The organism is Armatimonas sp. (assembly GCF_964826245.1).
In genome coordinates this window covers 1-21,109 of sequence record NZ_CBAYMC010000047.1, presented here as the reverse complement: position 1 = coordinate 21,109, position 21,109 = coordinate 1, and the positions used below count along the sequence as shown (strand labels likewise).

The following is a 21,109-nucleotide window of genomic DNA, read 5'->3' as shown; positions in this document are numbered from 1 at the left end:
TGCCAGGATGATACGTGTCCAGAAAGGCGCAGGGGCCGTAGTCAATCGTCTCCCCCGAGAGTGCCATATTGTCGGTGTTCATGACGCCATGGATGAACCCTACTCGCTGCCAGTCCACGATAAGCTGTGCCTGTCGAGCGATCACGGCACGGAGAAACGCAGCGTATTTTTCGTCAATGTCTACTAGCTCCGGGTAGTGCCGCGCGATCGTATAGTCGGCGAGCAGGCGCAGGTTTTCGTCGTCGCGGCGGGCGGCGGCGTACTGGAATGTCCCGACACGGAGGTGGCTGGCGGCGACGCGAGTGAGAACCGCGCCAGGACGGAGGGTTTCCCGAAAGACCTGCTCGCCCGTTGTGACCACCGCAAGGCTGCGGGTCGTGGGGATGCCCAGCGCCTGCATCGCCTCACTAATCACATACTCGCGGAGCATTGGCCCCAGCACGGCGAGGCCATCGCCGCGCCGGGAGTAGGGTGTGCGCCCCGAGCCCTTCAGCTGAATGTCGAAGCGTGTACCATCGGGCGTGACGTGCTCACCCAGCAAGATCGCCCGCCCATCGCCGAGGATGTTGAAACCACCGAACTGATGCCCCGCGTAGGCTTGCGCAATCGGCTCCGCGCCCTCAGGAATCGCCTGCCCTGCAAAGAGCGCGGCTAAGTCGCCATCAAAGTCTAGCCCGAGCGCCTCAGCGAGCTGCTGGTTGAAGAGCACAAGCCGAGGAGCGCGGGCGGCTTCCGGTAAGGCTTTTGAAAAGAAAGCCTCAGGGAGGCGGGCGTAGGTGTTGTCAAACTGCCAAGAGCGGGAGGTCATGCCTCCGAGTGTACCCGCTTCTGGGCATAGACACGCTCCGCCGGAACGGTCACCCGCTCGCGCTCAGGGAAGCGCAGGGCTGCGAGAAAGCCTCCGAAGACGCAGCCGCCGTCGAGGTTGACCGTGTTATTGACAAACACTATCTCATCTTGCGGCGTGTGGCCGTAGCAGATCAGTGGCCCATCGTCTCCATTCTCGCGCTCGGCAGCCCAGTCGTGGCGGATCGGCATGCCATCGGGCGCAAAGCCACGGACATCGCCAAAGCGGGTGAAGCGCGTGATAAAGTCCGAGCTTTGCCCGAGCATGTCGTCGCGAATCCCGGCGTGGGCCACCGCCAGCTTGCCGTCGGCGAGCACCAAGTGCACGGGCTGCGGCGCAAGATAGGCAAGAACATCAAGGGTCAGGCGCTCGCGCTCTTTCTCAGGCATTCCCAGAAGCTGCTCCTCAGTGAGATCTAGGCCATGGGTGCGCTGGACTTTCCCACCTTGGAGCATCCGAAAGAGCTTGTCGTCGTGGTTGCCCGGCACGAACAAGGCTTTATCGCGTGCCACCAAGTCGCAGACAAAACGCAAGACGCCGGGAGAGTCCGGGCCACGGTCGGCCAGATCGCCCACGAAGACGGGGACGCGGCCCTCGGGGTGCGTGCTCTCGGTGCGGTCGTAGCCCAGCTTTTCCAGAAGCGTTTTTAGCTCGCCCAGGCAGCCGTGCACATCCCCGATCACATCGAACGCGGGAGCGGTGAGGGCACCGGGCGTGGTCTGAACCGTGGCCGTGTCCATCTGCTCTGGTGTCAGAAGGTGAACGCCACTGAGACGCGTGTCTTTGGGAAGCTCGCGAAGCGCCTGCTCCAGCGCCGCACGGTGGCGCGTGACGACGCGTTCACCGACACTGCGCTCGGTGCGCTGGGCATCGCGGCGAATGGCTTCATCGAGCGGGACATCGAAGGCAACGATCTGCAAGGGGACGCGAGCGGTGTGGGCAAGCTCGATCAACCGATCCCGAGCGCCCGGCTTGAGCGCCGTCGAATCCGCCACGGTCAGCCGCCGGTTCTTCAGACGTAGCGCGATCCACTGGTGAAAGAGCGCAAATGCATCCTCATTGGCACTCTGCGACGCGGCATCATCCACCACCATCTCGCGGCACTGGTCGCTGGAGACAATCTGCGAGGCGAGAAAGTGCTTTTTTGCCCAGGTGGACTTGCCGGAGCCCGATGCGCCAACCAGAACAATCAAACAGACAGGGGGAAAGCTCAAAATCATCGTGTAGATTGTATCGTTTGAGCGGAGCGTGGTGGTAAAATCCCGCCCGTTGGAGTCCCGCCCGTTGTAGGGGCGGGACTCCAACGTCGGGACTCACACCCACTCAATTGTGGCGTCGGGGAGGGTATGACTTAGCTCATCGCAGATATCTTGTTGCTTGACATCCGGGCGCATGCGGAGTGTCACTTGTAATACCCGCTGCCCATCGGGCATGTCCTCGGTCTCGAAGGCGGCGATGGTGGCTCCTGCCTCCGTGATCGCGGTGAGAGCGGTGGCGACCGCACCTTTATGGCGGGTGATCGTGATGGCAAGGGTGAGCTGGTTCTCGTGCTTGTGGATCAGGTTCTCCGACCAGCGCCCTACGGTGAGGGTGAAAAGGACGAGTAGGGTCGCAAAGGCCGCCGAGGCTGCGTAGAGCCCGCCCGCGCCGCAGGAAATTCCAATCGCCGCCACAATCCAGATGGAGGCGGCTGTCGTGAGGCCACGCACCGAGAGTCCGCGCCGCAAGATCACACCGGCTCCGAGAAAACCAATGCCCGTCACCACTTGCGCGGCAATTCGCCCCGGATCGCCCGTTGCAAAGTGAATCCGGGTCAGCAAGCACGCGCCAAGACAGACCAGCACATGGGTGCGCAGCCCCGCCGAGTGGTTTGTCGCCTCACGCTGTGCCCCCACAAAGCCCCCCAGAAGTGAGGCCAGAACCAGATAGCCCGCCTCCGTATAGAACGCCATTGTAGACGGCTGCTGCAAAAAATCCCACAGAGGACGCAGAGTCATGCGGGGATTATACCGTCTGTCACAGATTCCCCAAAAGAGCCTGACACGCGGCGCACTCTACTACCTGGAGCTCAACACGGAGAGCGACCGCTGGCGCACCATCTTCCGTGTGATGCAGCGAGTCGCAAGCTATACTGGAGCCATGCTTGCGCTGGCGAAACTTTACACGACCATTGCCTATTTCTATCCCGGTGCGACGGAGCGCTGGCGGGAGGCGACTGAGAAGCTCCTCCCCGGATTGCTCACACAGCCCACGCCCGAGAGGCTAGGCGAGTGGCTGGCGGCCCTAGGGGACTCGGAGAGCCGAGTGCTGGTGGAGGAGAGCCGCCGGGCGGAGATCGTGCCTGGCTACAGTGGCACCACCCGTGAAGGCTTGCCGCTGCTGACCCTCCCCGATGCAGCGTTCTTGCGAGAGCCGCAGGGGGAGCAGCTACTGGCAGGATTTCTGAGCGATGCCTCGCGTGCTCGTGGAGCAATTCTGGATCTCACGGCGACTCAAGCTGCGGGGCGTGTTGCCACGGAGCGCTTTGCCACTCTGACGGAGGCAATTGCGGAGCCTGCGCTCTGGCAGCGGGCGCACTATGGGAAAGTCCCGGAAGCGGAGAGCGCGACAGGCGGATTTCGCACGGGCTGGCTAGAGCGCGATGCCCAGCTCAGTCTCCGGCGCTGGCCACCCACCGCGTTTCTGGTCACACGTCACACATCGCTTCCTCCGTTTGCCCTGGCATTGGTTCAGCTTGGACGCGGCGCTGTCTTTTTTGTGGGGGAAGGAGAGCTACCTGAAATTCCGCTAACCGTGACATGGGCTCTCGATGCCAAAAGCTCTGTTCGTGTGCGCACGGGCCTGACGGCACAGCCGATCCCTGGCCGCTACTCAGACACGGTCGCGGCTCTGAGTGCAGCGCGGGAGTGGGGGCAAAAGCCTGCCGCACAGGCCCTGCGTGCGCCTGAGCTAGCCTCCTATAAACTTCCTCCCCCGCCACAAACACGGCTCCACGCGGCGCTTCGGCTCTGGGGGACTCTCTGGCTTCTCCACCCCGAGCGTGAGAAGCTTCGCCCGGAGCTGGAGCGCGCCCTACCAGGATTTCTTGGCGAAGTGCGTGCTGCCACAACCGCTCTGGCGTTTCATAAAGCGGTGCGCAAGCTCCTACGACGAACGGGCGATGGTCACGCTGTCACGTTAACTCCCTTAGATGGCTTGCTCTTTGGAAGTGCTGCCGCTGCGGTGCGGCTCCAGATGGTTGAAGGGAAATCCACTATTGTCGCGCTCCGTCACCCAGCGGCAGAGGCGGGGGGAGCGAGAGTGGGGGACGTGATCGCGGCAGTGGATGGTGCACGGATTGCAGCGCGTCGGGCACAGCTTGATCCCTTTCTGGCGGCAGGAACCCCGCAGGCGCGGGAGAACTACCTGAGCAACCGGCTGCTGGCGGGTGACGAAGGCAGTATCGCGCGCTTGCGTCTGGAAGGGGGCAAGACCGCCGCCGTTCCCCGCCTGCAAACCGCAAGCAAAGAGCGGGGGGGCGATCCGGTTCGGCTGCTCGCCGGTGGCGCGGTCTACGCCGATCTCGACCGGCTGATCGTCGCAGATATCGAGCCACTCTTTGCACGCTTTGGTAATGCTCCCACGCTCATCTTCGACCTACGTGGCTACGTCGACGATGGCGTGGCGTGGGAGCTGGCTCCGCATCTGGCACGAGTGGATCGAGCCGTCGCGGTGAAGTTTATTCGGCCCGTGGCGCTACCGCCCGAGGGGGATGCGCTTTTGGGAAGGGGGCTGGAAGAGGTTTTCTATCAGCATCTTCCGACGCGGGGGCGACGTACGCCCTATACAGGAAAGCTTATCGTGCTGGTGGACGAGCGCACGCAGAGCCAGTCGGAGCACACGGCGCTGTTTCTGATTGCCTGTGGGGCGCTTCTTATTGGCTCTCCCACGGCAGGAGCTGTCGGCGATGTTACCAACCTGATCCTCTCCGATGGTATCGTCGTGCGTTTCTCCGGGCAGGACGTGCGCTTTCCTGAGGGGCGGAAAGTGGCAGGAGTGGGAATCATGCCCCAAAAGCTCGTGCGGCCCACCCGGAGAGGTCTCCAGGCAGGCCGCGACGAAGTGCTAGAAGCTGCGCTAAAGGCTACTCTTTAACACGTGTCATGGGCTGACCTTGTCCAATGGTGAGGGTCTCTCCCTCCAGCTTAAAGGTCTCCGAGGCTTTTCGCTTATCGGCGGGGATCATGGTTAAGATCGCGGGAGGATTTCCCGTGGTCAGGTTGGTGCTGAGCTTATCGCCCTCCACTGCCCAGGTACCACTCAGGGTAACCTGGCCAACAACGGGTGCCGTTGCGGAGACCGTCATCTGGCCACCATCCTTGAACTCAAAGGTGGCTGGGATATTGTTGTAGTTCCCCGACCACTTGCCCACAGGCGTGGGTTTCTTACAGCCCACCGTGAGAATAAGGGCAGGTACGACAAGCATCGCTACTAAGTAGTTTCCGAGTTTCATAGACTTCTCTCCTAGCCGCCTGTGGCGACTTTGACAAGGGTAGGACGGAGCACTTTATTGCCTAGCATGTAGCCACGCTGTAGCTCCTCAACAATCGTGTTTTCGGGCTGGTCACTCTCTTCAGTGCTGAGAATTGCATCGTGTAAGTTTGGGTCGAAGGGAGTGCCGGGGCCGCCTGAGATCACCTGAACGCCCTCGCTTACCATTGCCTCACCAAACTGTTTGTAGACGGCATTGACTCCCATCACGAGTTTTTCGTAGTCCTTGGTCTGCGAGGCGGCGATTAGGGCGCGCTCAAAGTTATCTAGGATGGGCAGAAGCTTGGTAATGGTCTCTTCGATCAGGTAGGCTTTAAGCCCCTCACGTTCTTCTTCCGTGCGGCGCTTCAGGTTTTGGAAATCGGCACGGGCACGCAAAAAATCGGTGCGGGCAGCTTCCAACTCACCTGTCAGGCTCTCCACCTGAGCTTGCAGAGTGGGAACATCTTGGGTCATCGTTGCCGTGGCGCTGTCGGCATCAAACTCTTCCCCGGAGGTCGGGGTGGCGCTATCATCTGTCATGGCGTCTCCGTCAGAATTTTTGCCTCGTTTAAAACGGGAAAACACAGTCCCTAGTTTACCGTATTTTTTTCGCGTTTTTTTGCCTCAGCAGATAGAGCAGAAACGAGCCCAGCCCCGCGAACTTATAGCCGGGGTCCATGTAGTGCTCAATCACCAAAAGTGCCGCCAGCCGCACCGATGGAAACTCCACCAGGATGCCGGTTACCGCCGCGCATCCCGCCAGTAAAAACAGTCCGGCCTTGAGATACATCAACCGAGGATCTTTTAAATCGCCCATACACAAGAGACGTGGCAAAGTGCTTTTTCGGTGCGGTGAGTGCCCCTATAATCCCTATCACGAGATTTGTGACCGAGGGTAATTTTTTCTTCATGATTGTAGGGCAAACTAGAGAGCAGAGAGGTTTGGAACCATGAAACGACAGTTTTTAGCAGTAACGGCACTGGCGCTCTGCGGCGCGGTGGCCTTTGCTCAAGGTGGCTTTGGCGGTCGCGGTGGCGGCGAGCGACGTGACGGTGGTTTTGGTGGCGGACGTGGCGGTGGGATGATGCGCATGAACCCACTGATGAAGGCGCTCGACAAAGATGGCAATGGCGAGCTCTCGGCAGCGGAGATTGCGGGTGCGGCGGCGTCTCTCAAGTCGCTTGATAAGAATAAAGATGGCAAGCTGACCGAGGACGAGCTCCGCCCCCCGATGCCTCCAGGTGGCTTTGGCGGCCCTGGTGGTGAGCGTGGTGAGCGCGGTGAGCGCGGTGAGCACGGTGGGCCCGGCGGAATGATGGGTGGGCCACCCGATCCCTCGCAGATGGTGAGCATGCTCATGGCCAACGATAAGAACAAAGATGGCAAGCTCAGTAAAGACGAGCTTCCCGAGCGAATGCAGGGGATCATGGCCCGCGCCGATACCAATAAGGACGGCAAGCTGACCCGCGACGAGCTGACGAAGTTCGCCTCCAGTATGGGGGGGCCTGGCGGTCCTGGTGGCCCTCCTCGCTAAGCTAAAGCGGGCCAGCGCTCGTTCCTGGACGTTTCACTACGAACAGATCCTGGGAACGTCGCTGGCCCTCCGTTTCCGCGCCTCGTCGCAGGCCGTGGCAAGGCAGGCGGAGCACGTGGCATTGGCAGAGATTCAGCGCCTGGCGAAGATCTTTAGCAGCTACGATCCTGCGAGCGAGCTGCGGCGCTGGCAGGGAACCACCCTGCTCTCGTCCGAGCTTGCCGAGCTCTTGCTCGACAGTGAACGCTGGGTGGAGACAACCCGTGGGGCGTTCCATCCGGGCGTGACAGCAGGGCGAGAGCCGCTCTGGCGACAGGAAACAGAGCGCATGTTTACCCGCCTGAATCAGGCTGTGCCCTTGACACTCAATGCCATTGCCAAAGGCGAGATCGTCGATCGGGTCTGCGACGTGGTGCTGGCCTCCTCGGAGAGTCTCTTTGAGGTAATTGTCAATATCGGCGGGGATCTCTGTGTGCGTGGCGAGAGGCCCGTGGAAGCCACGGTCTCGGGTGAGGTGGAAAATAGCCCGCCACTTGCGCGGGTATGGCTGTGCAATCAGGCGCTGGCGACCAGCGGAAGCGCACGGCGTGGCCTGCACCTACACGATCCGCGCACCGGGCAGCCGGTGACCCATATCGCGAGTGCCTCCGTGCTTGCGCCCCGTGCTCGCGTGGCCGATGTGCTGGCGACGGCGTTTTGTGTGCTCACCATAGAGGAGAGCCTTGCTCTCGCGGAGAACGAAGAGGGCGTTGCGTGTCTGCTGGTAACGGCAGAGGGAGAGATCGTACGCAGCCCCCGCTGGGCAGATTGGGAGAAAAAGAATGCAAAAGAAACCATGGGACAGTAGCCTGGAGCTACTGATTAACTTCGAGATCAATAACCCCGGCCAAGGGGGCTATCGTCGTCCGTATGTGGCGGTCTGGATTGAGGATAAAGAAGGTAGCCCAGTGCGCACGCTGGAGCTCTGGTTCCAGCAGGGAGGGCGCGGGATGCGCTGGCTCCGTGACCTGCGTGCCTGGGTGCGTGGCGAGAGCCTGCGCAAGCTGGTGGACGGCGGCGATCTGGCGGCGACCTCATCGAGTCCCACCCGCCAGCCGGGCAAGTACAGTGTGGCCTGGGACGGCAAAGACGATAAGAAAAAGCCCGTGGCTCAGGGCGAGTACTTTATCTGCGTGGAGGCCGCTCGTGAGCATGGTACCTACCAGCTCATTCGAAAGAGCTTCCCCCTTGCCAATAAGCCGTTAAAGGCCGACTTAGGCGGCAATATCGAGATGAAGAGCGCGGATATTGAGCTCCGAAAAAAGAGATAAAGCGCCTCGCCCGCTCAGGCTCCGTATCCACTCCGGGATGCGCTGGCTCCATACCTATCTCTCGCTCCTGAGCTTGCTCATGGTGCTATTTTTCAGCATCACGGGCCTGACGCTGAACCATGCGGACTGGATCGTAGGGAGCCTGCGCCAGAGCGAGAAAACGGGCCAAATCCCACCGGAGTGGTTGAGTAGCGGGGAGCCCAAAAAGCTGGAGATTGTCGAGAAGCTCCGGAGCGAGTTTGGCGTGCGCGGAGCCGTCGAGGAGTTCCGGATCGACGACCGGGAGTGCACGGTCGCTTTCAAAGGCCCTGGCTACTCCGCCGATGCGTTTATCACGCGCACGACGGGGGCTTTGCAGCTCACCGTGGCGGAGGAGGGCTCTCTGGCTGCGCTCAACGACCTTCACAAGGGCCGTCACACCAACAAAAGCTGGTCGTGGGTGATTGACATCTCCGCGATTGTCCTCACGCTCATCTCCCTGACGGGGCTAGGGCTCCTGTTTTACCTCAAGCGCATCCGCACGGCAGGGCTGCTGGTTGTGGCAGGGGGGGCCATCCTCCTCTTCCTCTTTGCCCGTCTGACTCTGGGCTAAGTTTCTCTCGAACCCACCCGCCTTCGCTCGTCCCTCGCTTCGGCACCCTCCCTCAGGGCAGGGAGGGGAAATCTCCCCTCCTCCCAGGGTTGGGAGGAGGGGCCGGGGGAGGAGGGATTAAGGGAGGAGGGCTACCGGATCACTTTGCCTTTGACATCGAGAAACCACGAGGCACACAGGTCGTTGCCGAAGGTCTTCCAGTCATCGAGCATCCAGACGACTTTCTTGTCGCGCGTGACTTCAACGATCTGGGGGTTCTCGGGGCCGGAGTGGGTGTTGCCAAACGCGACATTGCCGTTGGGGAGCACCTGAACCGTGGTGACCCAGCAGAGGTGGATCGGGCGGCCATCGGGGCGCTTGAGCTCGTCGCGCTCGATGCTCCAGACCACCTTGCCCTCTTTGGTGACCTCAAAGACGCGGTTGTTGTTGCCGCCGCCGATCATGGTGTTGCCATTCTTGAGGCGTAGTGCATTGAAAACGGAGACCCCATGGCCGTCATGGCCACCGGTGGCAGGCTGATTGTTGAGATCAATCTTGTACTCCCAGACAATCTTGCCTGTGCCATCGTACTCACGGACAACTCCCATGCCTTCGTGAGCCACGAGGTAGTTCCCATTATCCAGCTTGCGGACGCGGCGGGTGTCTCGGTGTGAGTCGGGCGCTTCTACCGTGAGAGGCACTTCCTTGACGATCTTGCCGTCTTTATCCACCTCGATAATGCGCTTATTGCCCGTCTCCGCGATCATGGTCAGGCCATCTTTGAGGCGCTGGTAGCCGTGGATCTCGATGCGGCCCGTGTACGGAGCCACCGGCTTGCTCTCCCACTTCCAGACGACTTGCTTGTCCTTGGTCATCTCCACAATCGTGGCGGGGCCGGTGTGGAGCAAGAAATTACCATTGGGAAGCACCGAGAGATCGTGCGAGTTGAAGCGGCACTCCACCTCCCACTCCACCTCGCCCTTCTCGTTGAGAACAACCACACGGCCCTTGTCTTGGGCGATGAGCTTGTGGGTGACAGGCTTCTGGGCGAAGGCAGGCGCTACAGTCGCGGCAAACAGTGCCGCTAAAAGATACCGACGGGTGATATTTTCCATGCCTAGTAGTTCACCACGCCAGCGCAGAATCCTTCTTAGCCGCGGCTCAGCGTGATGACGCGATCGCCAATCTGAATCACCACATGCCCACTCTGGATCTGGTACGAGCCGAGCAAGTAGAGGCCGTTGTCCTCACAGAAGGCGATCTTACCGTTGCTAGCTGCCCAGAGACCACTGGTGCGCTCGACAGTATCGCCTGAGTCGAGCGAGACGCCTTGGCCAATCGCGATGGTACGCGACCAGCGGCTCTCCAGGAACTTCCCGTCGCCGCTGAGCTGGTAGGTGGTGCTGCTATCGGTGACACTTGAGGCTTGCTGCCGTCCTACGGCATCGCGCGCATCGCGGGACTTGGTGGCCGTTGTTCCCTTCCAGCTTCCCAGGAGACGACTATCCCGCTCCGGAGCGCTGGCACTCACCGCCGCGAGAGCACTTTGGAGCGCCGCCTCTCGTGGGGCGATCTTGGCCTTGAGGCCCAGCGCGAGCACGGCCGCAATCTGTCCCTTGGGCTCCGAGAAGAGGCAGCGGGCATAGATGCTACTGCCACGCCCATTGTTTCCCTGAAACGTCAGGCCGTTGCTGTCTTGGCCAGTACGCTGGAACGTAATTCCCTTGCCAAGAATCAGCCCCCCCTCGCCGCCTGCTCCATTGAGTACCAGCTCCGTAAACTGTCCCAGACGGGGATCGGTCTTGCTGGTGACTCCATTTGCCTCGCCTACTAAGAGAAGATAGGTCTCATCGCCATCAAGCTTGGTGGCTCCGGGAGGGAGCAGGGCCAGAACCGGCCCATACGCCTGCACCTTCCAGCCCTTGGGGAGCCCGATCTTTAGCCCCGCAGGGTGCTGGTAGGCTCCCGCCAGCGTGGGAGTCGCACGGGGTTTGGAGGTGGTGCTTGGCTTGCTCGTGGGAGGATTGGCAGGCTTGGGCTTTGTTGGCTTGGGGGCTTCTTCAGGGACGGCTCCGCCGGTGCGGCTGAGGCTCATCACTTCTTCTTCGTTGCCAAACTTCATCACAAACTCGATCCCGGCTCCCTTGCGGCGAATCTCAAACGGGAGATTGATACCTTGGTAGGTGAACTGTCCGGTGAGCTTCTTACCATCGGGCGAGGTGGTGCCGGAGAGAGTAGCCGTTGAGGAGCCATCGTGAAAGGTTCCCGTGACCCCGCCGCTCCCGTCTTGCTTTAAGGTGACTTTGATGTTGCCACCGTCTTGCTTGCCGGTGTAGTCGCCAGAGAAACTCTGGAGGTGCGCAGGAGCCGCAGCTATGAGTGTGGGTAATGCTAGGGGAAGAAATAAAGTCATGACTAGTATCCTTTCCAGCCTCCGCCACCGCTGCCAACCATGACGCGCACTTCGAAGGTGTGCTTCCACCAGCCGGTGCGCAGATCTTCGGCATTGGGGCCGGGGGCGTTGGACGAGAGATAGACGGCGCTTCTGTACTCGCCCCCTGCCAGGCGCGCCGCCGAGACGACAAAGCCGATCTTGACACTGGCTCCAGGGGGCAACACTAAAGGGAGTGTGGTCGGGCGGACATTGAGCCAGGCATGCTGAGTGGCGACCATCCGAATCAGAAGGGTCGCGTCCCCCTCGTTCTTGGCTTCAATTGCCATAAGTCCACCGCCACCCTGAGGCACCAGCGGACGATCGGGCTGGCTACAGACCAGCTTGGCGATTCCTTTGGTGGGGGCGGGAGTGTTCTGCTCGGTGAGCGCGGGGACGATGGTCTTGGGCAAGTCCCCAAAGAGCGGCGGAGGGAGCCCTGGCTGTCCTGGTGCCTGCGAGGCAATCGTGGCGACGGCGGTTGCGTTTTGGCGCGGCAAGGGGGCCGTTGCTAGCCTCTCCAGGCCAGAGAGAACTTCTCGCAGGCCGGAGATTGTCTCACAGCGCAGGGTGATCCCTTCCACGCGGCTCCGCACGGTCGGGTTGGCAAACGAGCCTGTTATAGGCAGCAGCGCCGCGATCAGCTTGGCGGTTGCCTGAATGTCGTTCTCGGTGGTCAGCGCCCCATTGTAGATCGCGCGGTGGTGGGGAGCGGCAGGGTCGGTGGCCCCAAAATCGGTGAGCATGACAGCGCCATCATCGGCAACTAAGATATTCTCGTAGGAAATCCCACCATGAGGAAGCTGTCGGCTGTGGGTGTACTCCAGCGCATCTAAAACCGGCAAGAGGAGCCGCCTGAGAGTCTCCAAATCAGGCCGTCCGCCTTGTGCTGAGAGCCGCTGGCGCAGGTTCTTGCCCCGTGCGACATCACGCACCACGTAGAGCTGGTTTTCATCCAGGAACCAGCGCCGGGTCTTGGCAATCGCGGGATGCTCCAGAGTGAGAGCTTCCGTGAGCCGCGCGCGGTTCGTCACGGAGGCGAGCCGCTTCACCAGCACCGGGCGCTGCATCAGGGGATCGCGTGCCAGCCAGACCGTACTGCCAGGAGTTGGAGTCTCCACGGTTCTGGGGCTCTCAAACATGCTTAGGATGGTGGTCTCTGCCATAAGAAAAGTATTGCTCTATTATACGGCTAGCTTAGAGCCAAGCTATAGAGAACACCGTTGGTGGCGGTGAGAAATATTGCACCATCGGCGAGGGCGGGGGCAGCGATGATCTGGGAACCGACGGTTCCAGTCTCGTAGATGCGCTCCATGGTCTTTCCCGATGAGGCTCCGTAGATCTCGCCATCGGTGACACCAAAGATCAGTGAGCCCCCCATCACCACAGGCGACGAGCGCACGGGGCGGCGGGTTGGGTAGCGGCGCACAGCACGGCCCATCGCCGCACTGACCAGATGAATGCCGTCTTCCGCGGGCACGTAGAGTAGGCTCCCATCACAAGCTGGTGTCCCCGAGAGTGCGGTGTTGGTGACCTCTACCTGCCAGAGCTCCTTGCCCGTCTGGAGAGCGTGGGCAAAGACCTTGCCGGACTCCGTGGCGGAGTAGACTTTATCGTCGAAGGCAACCGGAGCTGCCTGGAACTTCCCGAGGCCGTGGGAGCGCCAGAGCACTGTGCCCGTCTCGAGCTCGACACAGGTCAGAGTTCCGCTGTCGTCATGCACCAGAATCTTCCCATGAATGAACGCAGGAGCCGTCATCACTGGGCCATCCAGTGGCGTAATACAGATCCCATCCCCACGCTCAGCTGCTACCTGGGCAAGCGCACCACCATCGGGGGTGACAAGGGGCACGAGAAGCGGCGAGCCGGGCGTGGAGGGCACGGCAGCTCCATAGACCTTGCCCTCCAGAGTGCGCTCCCAGAGACGCGTACCCCGCAGCACATCCATGCAGACCAGGAGGCCCTCGACTGTGGCGGCGTAGAGCTTACCCTCGTTGATCGTCACCCCGCCGCGCTCCGGGTAGACGGGATCCGCGATCGGGTACGGGTCCCAGAGAGGGGCACCCGTATCGCTCTGAAAGGCGAAGATATGGGCATCCCCTTCGGTGGTGGCAGCGGTCGAGGCGACGAGGCCATACGCGGCGACGGGAGCGCTCCAGTAGAGGACTTGCTCGCGACGAGCCGGGGGCACCGATGGGTACGACCAGCGACGGGTAAGGGAGAGGCCCCCTCCTTCATGTGTGGGCGGGAGTCCAATACTAGCGGGCTCACGGGTGCCAAAGTGGCTGGGGTCACCGCCCAACGCGATCCAGTCCCGAAGCCCTCGGACGATATGCGACTCGTCGGCGATGCACTGCTTGGCACGCCATGTATTGGGAGTGGAGCAGATAGGGCAGGGGCGCAAGCGCTCGAAGCAGTACGGACAGATCGCCGGGATCGTCGCACCGTCGGTGAGGTCGGCATCGAGTGTTTTCTCACACGAGGGGCAGATCGCCACGGGGAGACGCACGTAGACACGGGCACTCATCTGGGGGAGCGGCGAGGTTCCGGCTCCTCCGAGGCGCTGGCACTGGAGAGCAATCGGGCTTGCCGGGGCACCGCCTGCCTGAAGCTGCGTGCGGGCTCCTTCAATCTGAACCGTCACCGCAATGGCCTGCTTTTCTCCGGGGGCGAGGGCGGCCTCTTGCGGGGTGACACTAAGCCAGCTCGTCTCGCAGGTAAGCTTGACATACAGCGCCGTCTGTGCATCACTGTTGGTTAGATGGAAGCGGAGTACTTTGATGCCACCCGCCAGATAGTCTTCCGGCGAGAGGATCAATGTCCTTACGTCTGCCGGGAAATCAGTCTCATTAGAAGTCACTGCCAAATCGTCGGCATTTTAGCACATTTTTTAGCCTCGACGGTGTTTCTTAAAGAACTGCACGATTTTGTCAGGGGCGAGGCTCGGGTACTCATGGCCCCCATCGTGCATCACCACTTCAACGGGAACTTTGCTTCCATTGATTTTCTTTGCGGCATCAATTACGGCTTGCTGGCCCTCCCACTTCACAATCGGATCGTTTTTCGCTCCAATGTGCATCAAAGGACAGGGCTTGGCACTGCGAATCAGGCGCTCCCCACTTGCGGCCACGACACCCAGTGCTGCGAAGAGCTCGGGTTTCTGACCCCAGAGGTAGTAGGTAAAGCCGCCGCCGTTGGAGTGCCCGGTGCAGTAGAGCTGCTTCTCGTCCACTTTCCACTCTTGACGCGCCGTCTCCAGCATCGCATTGAAGAACTCTAGGTCCCGGTTGGGAAGGAAACCTCCGCCGCCAAACATCATCCAGCCCGGCTTGCCGCCCTGAGGATCTCGTGGAGTCTTGGTAGGCAGCCCATTGGGATAGACAAAGATCGCCTCAGGCCAGAGTTTTTGCAAGTTCCAGCGCCGGGCGCAGTTGCCTCCATTGCCGCCGTGGCCATGAAACCCAAAGACAATCGGTGCTCCCTCGGTCTTGGTGGGCAGCACGACAGTTGCGGTGCGCTTTGCGCCCTTCACACTCCACTCACGTTGTAGCTCTCTCATGCCGTTTACGACGCAGTAGGAAGCAGAGAGTTCACCGGGCGGCCCGTGACCAGCGCTCCGTTCTCGACAAAACTCTCCGGGCGGTCTTGGAGGGTGGCAATGAGCCTCTCGCGCCAGCTATCGTCTGGGCCTAGGTCGTGACACTCGTGGGGATCGCATGCCAAGTTAAAGCGCTGCTCCCGGCCCGTCCCCGACCACCAGATGTACTTCTCTTTCCCATCGGTGAGGTAGTGGACACTCTGCCCAAACGCTGTGTGCTCCCCGTGGAGAAACTCCCGCACGGTGGCTTGCTCGCCCCGCGCCACAGAGAGCAGGCTCTTGCCGTCTAGCCCCTCAGGAACCGCAAGCCCGGCGGCGTCTAAAAGCGTCGGCATCACATCGCGCAGCTCCGCCACGGCGTCCGAGATCACGGTCTGGCGGGGGATTCCGGGGCCTTGCAAAAGAAAGGGGACACGGACACTTCCCTCGTAGGGCAGGACTTTGCGAAAGGCATTGTGGTCGCCCAGCAGCTCGCCGTGGTCGGAGACAAAGCAGATGATGGTGTCTTGGCGCAGGCCGTACTCCGCCAGCGTCTCGAAGAAGCGATTGAGGAGCAAGTCAATGTGCGAGATATGTCCAAAGTAGCCCGCCCGTGCTCGCTGCAAGGCTCGCGGTGAGAGCTTCGCCACGCTCGGATCGGCGCGCCAGCTATCGTCGAGTGACCCCAGAACTTCCGCGGCCCAGTCCCCCACAGGTGGGGCGGGCATGGGGTCATGGACATACTGATCAAAGGCCCACTGTGGCGGATCGTAGGGCGGGTGTGGGCGATGAAATCCCAAGTACAGAAAGAACGGCTTGCGCGTGTCGCGGCGGCGCAAGAAGTCCTGGGCCTCGCTCACAATCCACGTCGACGGGTGCAAGGCTTCGTCTTTGTCCCAGGGCCGCGCGACTTGGGAGTTGCAGTTTACGCCATTGTCGAAGTAGTCGGCGCGTGGATCGCCGGTCTTCTCGCGGAGCCAGGGAAGATAGTCGTCTACCAGCCCCACATCACGCGGCTTCTTGCGGGCAAAGTGCAGGTAGCCGTCGTGGAGCAGGACGTTTTGAAAGCCGATCTGGCTGCGCTCGGGGAAGACATGAAGCTTACCGATGGCCTGAGTCTGGTAGCCATTTTTCGTAAACTCCGAGGCGACGGTCACTGGGAAGTCAAACGGGACGCCATCGCGGTAGCCCACTTTTCGCGTGCTGATCTGCGAGAGCCCCGTGTAGAGCGTCGCCCGCGCCGGGATGCAGCTAGGCGTGGCAACGTAGGCTTTCGCAAACCGCGTTCCCTCTGCCGCGAGCTGATCCAGGTGCGGCGTCATCACCGTCGGGTGGCCCTCGCAGCCCAGCGCATCCCCGCGCCACTGATCCACACAGATCAAGACCACATTTGGATTCGACATGGTGCTAGTGTACTCAAAAGAAGTGGGACTTGGTGTACAATTCGTCCATGAAAACGAAACTTGCCCTGGTTTTGACCCTATCCCTTCTTGCGTTGCCTGCACTGTGCAAGGACTTCTCGATCCAGCAGGTGATTGGCAGGGCTCCCAGGCAGGTGGATGCCGCCATTGGGAAGCCGCTGAGTATTGGCGAAGGGGGGACATTTCGTGAGTACGGGACGAAGCGCTCGGCCTGGTATGTCCGCTTTGCCAAGAGCAAGGCCACGGTCGCCACGGTCAAGTTTCGCACCGCCTTCCCCACCCCCGAAGCGGCCCTCCAAGCCATTGGCCTGAATCTCAGGAAAGCCAAGCCGATCAAGACCACTTTTCTGCTCCGGCGCTGGGCAAATCTCCGGGGGATGTCCGTTATCACAGTCAGTAGCCTAGACGGCAAGCGCTGGGACACGGTCGAGGTCGAAAAGTAGCTAGCCCAACAGACCCACCGCCTCTTCATTACGACAACCAGAGAGGCCCACCAGTGGCAATCAGGTATGCTTGCGGCTATGGCGATTGTGGCGTATGTTTCGGGGCATGGGCTGGGGCACTCGGCGCGGGAGGTGACGATCTTGCGGGACTTGCCTCAGGAGATTCCGCTCTACGTGAAGACGGTGGCTCCCGAGTGGTTCTGGCGTGCGGAAGTCAAGCGCTCCTTCACGCTGATTCCTGAGTCTTTCGATGTCGGCTGCCTCCAGACGGACTCCATGACGGTGGATCAAGTGGCGACAAAGGCGGCCTGGGAGGCGCAGAACCAGCGCAACGAGGCACGCCGCGCAGACGAGATCGCTTGGCTCAAGTCGATTGGTGCGCGGTTGGTCGTAACCGATGTCGCCTCGTTTCCTCTCACGCTGGGGGTGCCCTCGGTGTGCATTGCCAACTTTACCTGGGCCGATATCTACGCCGAGTACGCGGGCTTTGAGGCCATTGTGGCGCAGCTGGAGGCGGAGTATGCCCAGGCCACGCTGCTGCTGGAAGCTAGGCTCGCGCTCCCAATGGCCTACTTCCCTCGCCGAGAGTCGGTCGGCCTCGTGGCGCGAGTAGGGAAAGCCTGTGTGCTTGGACGAGGACGAAGCGCCTTGATCTACGCGGGAAACTGGGGGATGCCATTTCCGTGGCCAAGCCTGGAGCGCTTTACGGACTGGACGTTCTACACGCTTACTCCACCGCCTAAGCCCTGGCCCCGCAACCTGGTGGTGCTGGCCCGAGAGACAGTGCGGCACGAGAATTTGGTGGCATCGGTGGACTGCGTGATCTCTAAGGCAGGCTATGGCCTCGTGGGAGAGTGTATGGCCGCTGGGACACCGCTAATCTACGGGCCGCGTGCTGGTTTTGCCGAGTTTGCCGCGCTGGATGCGGCTCTACAAGCCTGGGACGGTGGCATCCGACTGGAGAGTGAGGCGTTTCTGAGTGCAAGCTGGCCGCTTGAGAGCATCCCCGCAAAGGGAAGTGTCTCTTCCCTCCCTGCGCCAGCGGCTGCCGCATCTGTGGAGCGACTGGTAGCAATATGGCGCGTCTAAAGCCTAGAAAAGAGCGGCTAGTTTCCGAGGTAATAGAAAAACAGCACGAGTGGAGCTAGGTTTAGCCCGATGGTAATACAGAAGGGAATCAAGAACGATGTCTTCCGGGACTTATGTCGCAGCCCCTGCTGAGCGACTAGGGCTCCAGGCCAGCCCCCGAGGAGACTCAGAAGGTGAAGCTGTTTTTCAGGAATGCGCCAGCGGTCGCTCTGTGCCGCTTTTTTATCGATCAGGTACTGCTGAAACGTGATCACACTTAAAATAGTGTAGACTACGGGGATAGCAAGAGGGAGGTGCTTAGTGAAGCCCGCGAAGACGAGGCCAATCAGGAAAACTGACGCGATACCGAGGGTGGCTATCGCTATTGGAGTCCAGTAGAAAAGATGAGGCTCGTGGGAGCTCGTGAGAAACTCAACCTGGAGTGCCTTGGCACGTCCGCGCTCATCCATAGCACGTATGTAGCGAAGCATCTCATCACCTACAGGGCGGCGCTCTCTGGGAAACTCTGAGATATGGACAAAGATACGCCCTTCCCCCTTTAGGGGCGTAATAAATCCAAAGCCACGTGCATCATCCCATGACGTCAATTTGCCGAGCTCGTGCATGAGATATAGTCTACCCGAAAAGCTATCTGTAACCCCTATTTCTTGAGGGAGTTCCAGTGCATCACTCGGTTGCGGCCATTGCCTTTGGCCACATAGAGCGCACTGTCGGCTTCGTGAACGAGCTCGGCAGAGGTCTTCTTCTCTTTATTCATCGTTGACACGCCGATACTGGCGGTAATGGCACGATGCGGCCACTCGGAGCGCAGGAGCAAGGCACGCAGTCGCTCTCCTACTACCATGGCTTCATCGGCATCGGTGTGAGGCAGGATGAGGGCAAACTCCTCCCCCCCGTAGCGGGCTACGGTGTCGGAGAGGCGGGCGGTTTGTGCAAGAGCATTGGCCATGAGTCGCAGGATGGCATCACCTGCCTGGTGCCCGAAAGAGTCGTTGTACTGTTTGAAGTGATCCACATCCAGCACCACCAGCGAGAGTGGAAGCCCGTAGCGCTGGGCACGCTGCCACTCAATATCGAGCCGGTTGTCGAAGGCGCGACGGTTACTCAGGCCCGTGAGCCCATCTTCTTCGGTGAGCTCCCGAAGGCGCTCGTTCTCGCGCTGGAGGGTCTTCACGCGCTGCACTTGAAAGCGTCGCTCCACACGCAAGAGTAAGTAGCCCAGCAGAAGCACGAGTGCAAAGAGCGTGGCCCGGACAATCGCCTCCGCACGCAATCTCTGGCTTTCCAGCTCATGTGCCTGCTCACTTCGGTCACTTGCCTTCTGGCTATCACGGGCGACAAGAGCGACACTTTTTTGAAGGCGATCCCCTTCACGGGTGATCTCTTCAAGGGCCGCGAGAGCCTGGTTACTCTGTCCCGCCTCACGGAGCGCGGCGGCACTTTCGAGGCGATCTAGGTAGGCATCTACTTGGGACGGAAGCTGCTTAAGGCGCTGCGCGCGCGGGGCTCCAAAGTCTTGGGGAGCCGTCAAGTCATTGGCAACCGACGAGAGAGTGGTGTGCAGGCGACGGAACTGTGTGGCATAGTCCGCTCGGCCTGTGCCGATGTAGGCTGCCTGACAGAGTTCTGCCTCATGAAGCTGGCTGGAAAGCTGGGTGATCTGGGTCTGGAGGCGTAGCTCTCGGCCAAACTGGCGCTGCTCCTCATCTGCCTGGTTGGCTCCTCGGAGTGTCAGGCTGGTTCCCAGGGCAACGGCCAAGGCAGTGAGAACCAGCAAGCCGAGCCAGCGAACATTGGTGGGTTGACGCTCCACAACCAGCTCTGCCGGAGTCATCGGCTCAACATCAGGGGGGAGGGGCTGGGGCGAGAGTGCCATGGGCCTCTATTGTACCTCTAATTCGTCTTAGTCCGTGCGTTGGGGAACCAGGACACTGACACGCACTTTTCGTACGCGGCGACCCGTCATCTCGACGACGGTGAGCTGGGCATTACTGTAGCCGACAGTATCCCCCACACGGGGTGAGCCATTGGTCTGTGTCAGCACCCACCCTCCCACGGTCTCGACCTCGGGCTCTTCTTCTGGGCTGGTAAGCTCCAGCAGACGCTCTAGCTTCTCCAGGGGCATCCGTCCGTCCACCACCGACGTTCCCTCGGGGCCGGACTCAATCTCTGGCCGCGTGGGATCGCGCTCGTCCATGATGTCGCCCACGATCTCTTCGAGGATGTCTTCCAGCGTGACGATTCCCTCGGTGCCGCCAAACTCATCCACCACCACGGCCATGTGCTGGCGCTGGCGCTGAAGCTCGCGCAGGAGCTGGTCAATGGGCTTGGTCTCGGGAACCCGTGGCAAGTCAATGACAATGCTCAGAAGATCACCACTTTTAAAGCGTAGCAGGTCCCGAATGTGGATCATCCCGATAATCTCGTCGGTGGAGCCCTCTTCACAGAGCGGGAAGCGCGTGTAGCCCGAGTTCTCCGCAATTTTTCGATTTTCCGCCAGTGGCTTGTCGGTGGAAAGAAAGACGATATCGGGTCTGGGAACCATGATCTCTTTGGCCTGCCGGTGGGCAAAGTCCAGCACGCGATGCACCAGCCCCACTTCCTCTTCCCCCAGAGCGCCGCCCTCGCCGCTCTGCTCCACGATCAAGCGAATCTCCGCCTCCGAGATACTCTCTTCGTCGCTATGGTCGGTTTTGTAGCCAAAAGGCCGCAGGATCAGTGAGGACAGCTTGCCCATCGCCGCCAGAGGGTGCTTACAGACACGGTAGAAAATATCCAGCGGGACGATGGTCGCCAGAAGGATCTTCTCTGCGTCTTTGATCGCCATCGTCGTGGGCACCAGCTCGCCTAGCACAAACTCCACGAGGGTCACGATCACCATGATCAGTACGGTAGAAACCCAATCGGGAACGCTATGTAGAACGGGGCCCAGAAACCCATGCACCACATCGTGTCCCACGCTACCGAGTACCACGGCGCAGACCATGACACCAAACTTCGTGGCATGAAGATAGTGGGAGATATGGCGCGAGGCCTCTAGGGCACGCTCAGCACCGAATACTTTACGCGTCGCCAGCTCGTCCAAGCGGGTGGTACGAACTTTAACAAGAGCCAGCTCTGCCGCCACAAAAAAGGCGGTCAAAAAGACAAGCAAGAGGGCCAGGAGGAGCTTAAATAAGTTATCCACGGGTTTTTGACGTTTCACATTCTACCAGATACGCCTCTGGCCCGCCGTTAAATCGGTACAATGTAGATTATTATGGCATGGATCAAGACTATCTCTCCACAAGATTCCGATGAGGTGCGTGAGGCGATGATGGCCCAGCGCCCACTCTATCCGAAAGCCTATGCGGGCAGCCCGGAGAGTGCGGCT

22 protein-coding genes are annotated in these 21,109 nt (G+C 60.6%); 7 read left to right on the top strand and 15 right to left on the bottom strand.

From position 1 onward, the window contains the following. From AC1XOS_RS06680 to AC1XOS_RS06670, 3 genes are all read right to left on the bottom strand, one after another. The coding region (locus AC1XOS_RS06680; RefSeq protein WP_481961440.1) for a protein adenylyltransferase SelO family protein at positions 1 to 808 on the bottom strand (808 nt) is incomplete at its 3' end. Next, the gene (locus AC1XOS_RS06675; protein WP_481961439.1) at positions 805 to 2,067 is read right to left on the bottom strand and encodes an AAA family ATPase; all 1,263 of its coding nucleotides are present in this window, start codon (positions 2,065 to 2,067) and stop codon (positions 805 to 807) included. The genes AC1XOS_RS06680 and AC1XOS_RS06675, both read right to left, overlap by 4 nt. Before the next feature lie 93 nt (positions 2,068 to 2,160). Then, positions 2,161 to 2,844, bottom strand: a complete 684-nt coding sequence (locus AC1XOS_RS06670) for an MgtC/SapB family protein (RefSeq protein ID WP_481961438.1) — start codon at positions 2,842 to 2,844, stop codon at positions 2,161 to 2,163. Here AC1XOS_RS06670 and AC1XOS_RS06665 point away from each other — a divergent pair. After that, positions 2,843 to 4,981 (top strand): S41 family peptidase, encoded by a 2,139-nt coding sequence (locus AC1XOS_RS06665; protein ID WP_481961437.1) that lies wholly within the window; start codon positions 2,843 to 2,845, stop codon positions 4,979 to 4,981. The genes AC1XOS_RS06670 and AC1XOS_RS06665 overlap by 2 nt on opposite strands. Here the strand turns inward: AC1XOS_RS06665 and AC1XOS_RS06660 are convergent. Genes AC1XOS_RS06660 through AC1XOS_RS06650 form a run of 3 tightly spaced genes read right to left on the bottom strand, consistent with a single transcriptional unit; the run spans position 4,971 to position 6,194 of the window. Next, positions 4,971 to 5,339: a hypothetical protein gene (locus AC1XOS_RS06660; RefSeq protein ID WP_481961436.1), complete on the bottom strand. Its 369-nt coding sequence runs from the start codon at positions 5,337 to 5,339 to the stop codon at positions 4,971 to 4,973. The two genes, AC1XOS_RS06665 and AC1XOS_RS06660, sit on opposite strands and share 11 nt — an antisense overlap. 11 nt (positions 5,340 to 5,350) lie before the next feature. After that, a complete protein-coding gene (gene grpE, locus AC1XOS_RS06655; protein WP_481961435.1) occupies positions 5,351 to 5,899 on the bottom strand; it encodes a nucleotide exchange factor GrpE in 549 nt (182 codons plus the stop codon). A 55-nt stretch (positions 5,900 to 5,954) separates the two neighbouring features. Next, the gene (locus tag AC1XOS_RS06650) at positions 5,955 to 6,194 is read right to left on the bottom strand and encodes a hypothetical protein (protein ID WP_481961434.1); all 240 of its coding nucleotides are present in this window, start codon (positions 6,192 to 6,194) and stop codon (positions 5,955 to 5,957) included. 115 nt (positions 6,195 to 6,309) lie between these two features. Between AC1XOS_RS06650 and AC1XOS_RS06645 the strand changes: the two genes are divergently transcribed. From AC1XOS_RS06645 to AC1XOS_RS06630, 4 genes are read left to right on the top strand one after another with little or no spacing between them, the layout of a single operon-like run. Further along, entirely contained in the window at positions 6,310 to 6,894 is a 585-nt protein-coding gene (locus AC1XOS_RS06645; protein WP_481961433.1) for an EF-hand domain-containing protein, read from the top strand. Further along, on the top strand, positions 6,878 to 7,741 hold the full coding sequence (locus AC1XOS_RS06640; protein ID WP_481961432.1) for an FAD:protein FMN transferase: 864 nt from the start codon (positions 6,878 to 6,880) through the stop codon (positions 7,739 to 7,741). The genes AC1XOS_RS06645 and AC1XOS_RS06640 overlap by 17 nt, the downstream gene beginning before the upstream one ends. Next, on the top strand, positions 7,716 to 8,204 hold the full coding sequence (locus AC1XOS_RS06635) for a DUF2271 domain-containing protein (RefSeq protein ID WP_481961431.1): 489 nt from the start codon (positions 7,716 to 7,718) through the stop codon (positions 8,202 to 8,204). Before AC1XOS_RS06640 ends, AC1XOS_RS06635 begins: the two co-directional genes overlap by 26 nt. 37 nt (positions 8,205 to 8,241) lie before the next feature. Beyond that, positions 8,242 to 8,796 (top strand): PepSY-associated TM helix domain-containing protein, encoded by a 555-nt coding sequence (locus AC1XOS_RS06630; protein ID WP_481961430.1) that lies wholly within the window; start codon positions 8,242 to 8,244, stop codon positions 8,794 to 8,796. 131 nt (positions 8,797 to 8,927) lie between these two features. On the opposite strand, the gene AC1XOS_RS06625 is transcribed toward AC1XOS_RS06630, so the two are convergent. The 6 genes from AC1XOS_RS06625 to AC1XOS_RS06600 are packed head-to-tail and all read right to left on the bottom strand — an operon-like array spanning position 8,928 to position 16,186. Continuing rightward, entirely contained in the window at positions 8,928 to 9,890 is a 963-nt protein-coding gene (locus AC1XOS_RS06625) for a beta-propeller domain-containing protein (RefSeq protein WP_481961429.1), read from the bottom strand. Between the two features lie 35 nt (positions 9,891 to 9,925). Next, the gene (locus tag AC1XOS_RS06620; RefSeq protein ID WP_481961428.1) at positions 9,926 to 11,188 is read right to left on the bottom strand and encodes a hypothetical protein; all 1,263 of its coding nucleotides are present in this window, start codon (positions 11,186 to 11,188) and stop codon (positions 9,926 to 9,928) included. 2 nt (positions 11,189 to 11,190) lie between these two features. Next, on the bottom strand, positions 11,191 to 12,372 hold the full coding sequence (locus AC1XOS_RS06615) for a protein kinase domain-containing protein (protein ID WP_481961427.1): 1,182 nt from the start codon (positions 12,370 to 12,372) through the stop codon (positions 11,191 to 11,193). Between the two features lie 26 nt (positions 12,373 to 12,398). Further along, positions 12,399 to 14,066 carry an outer membrane protein assembly factor BamB family protein gene (locus AC1XOS_RS06610; RefSeq protein WP_481961441.1) on the bottom strand — a complete coding sequence of 556 codons (1,668 nt, stop codon included), beginning with the start codon at positions 14,064 to 14,066 and terminating at the stop codon, positions 12,399 to 12,401. 30 nt (positions 14,067 to 14,096) lie between these two features. Next, positions 14,097 to 14,765, bottom strand: a complete 669-nt coding sequence (locus tag AC1XOS_RS06605) for a CE1 family esterase (protein ID WP_481961426.1) — start codon at positions 14,763 to 14,765, stop codon at positions 14,097 to 14,099. A gap of 5 nt (positions 14,766 to 14,770) precedes the next feature. Beyond that, positions 14,771 to 16,186: an arylsulfatase gene (locus AC1XOS_RS06600; protein ID WP_481961425.1), complete on the bottom strand. Its 1,416-nt coding sequence runs from the start codon at positions 16,184 to 16,186 to the stop codon at positions 14,771 to 14,773. A gap of 47 nt (positions 16,187 to 16,233) precedes the next feature. Here AC1XOS_RS06600 and AC1XOS_RS06595 point away from each other — a divergent pair, with 47 nt between their 5' ends. After that, positions 16,234 to 16,647 (top strand): hypothetical protein, encoded by a 414-nt coding sequence (locus AC1XOS_RS06595; protein ID WP_481961424.1) that lies wholly within the window; start codon positions 16,234 to 16,236, stop codon positions 16,645 to 16,647. A gap of 78 nt (positions 16,648 to 16,725) precedes the next feature. Next, entirely contained in the window at positions 16,726 to 17,736 is a 1,011-nt protein-coding gene (locus AC1XOS_RS06590) for a hypothetical protein (RefSeq protein ID WP_481961423.1), read from the top strand. Between the two features lie 17 nt (positions 17,737 to 17,753). Here the strand turns inward: AC1XOS_RS06590 and AC1XOS_RS06585 are convergent, their stop codons facing one another. From AC1XOS_RS06585 to AC1XOS_RS06575, 3 genes are read right to left on the bottom strand one after another with little or no spacing between them, the layout of a single operon-like run. Beyond that, a complete protein-coding gene (locus AC1XOS_RS06585; protein WP_481961422.1) occupies positions 17,754 to 18,341 on the bottom strand; it encodes a DUF1294 domain-containing protein in 588 nt (195 codons plus the stop codon). Between the two features lie 35 nt (positions 18,342 to 18,376). Then, on the bottom strand, positions 18,377 to 19,612 hold the full coding sequence (locus AC1XOS_RS06580; protein ID WP_481961421.1) for a GGDEF domain-containing protein: 1,236 nt from the start codon (positions 19,610 to 19,612) through the stop codon (positions 18,377 to 18,379). Between the two features lie 27 nt (positions 19,613 to 19,639). Further along, positions 19,640 to 20,941 carry a hemolysin family protein gene (locus AC1XOS_RS06575; RefSeq protein WP_481961420.1) on the bottom strand — a complete coding sequence of 434 codons (1,302 nt, stop codon included), beginning with the start codon at positions 20,939 to 20,941 and terminating at the stop codon, positions 19,640 to 19,642. Between the last annotated feature and the right edge of the window lie 168 nt (positions 20,942 to 21,109).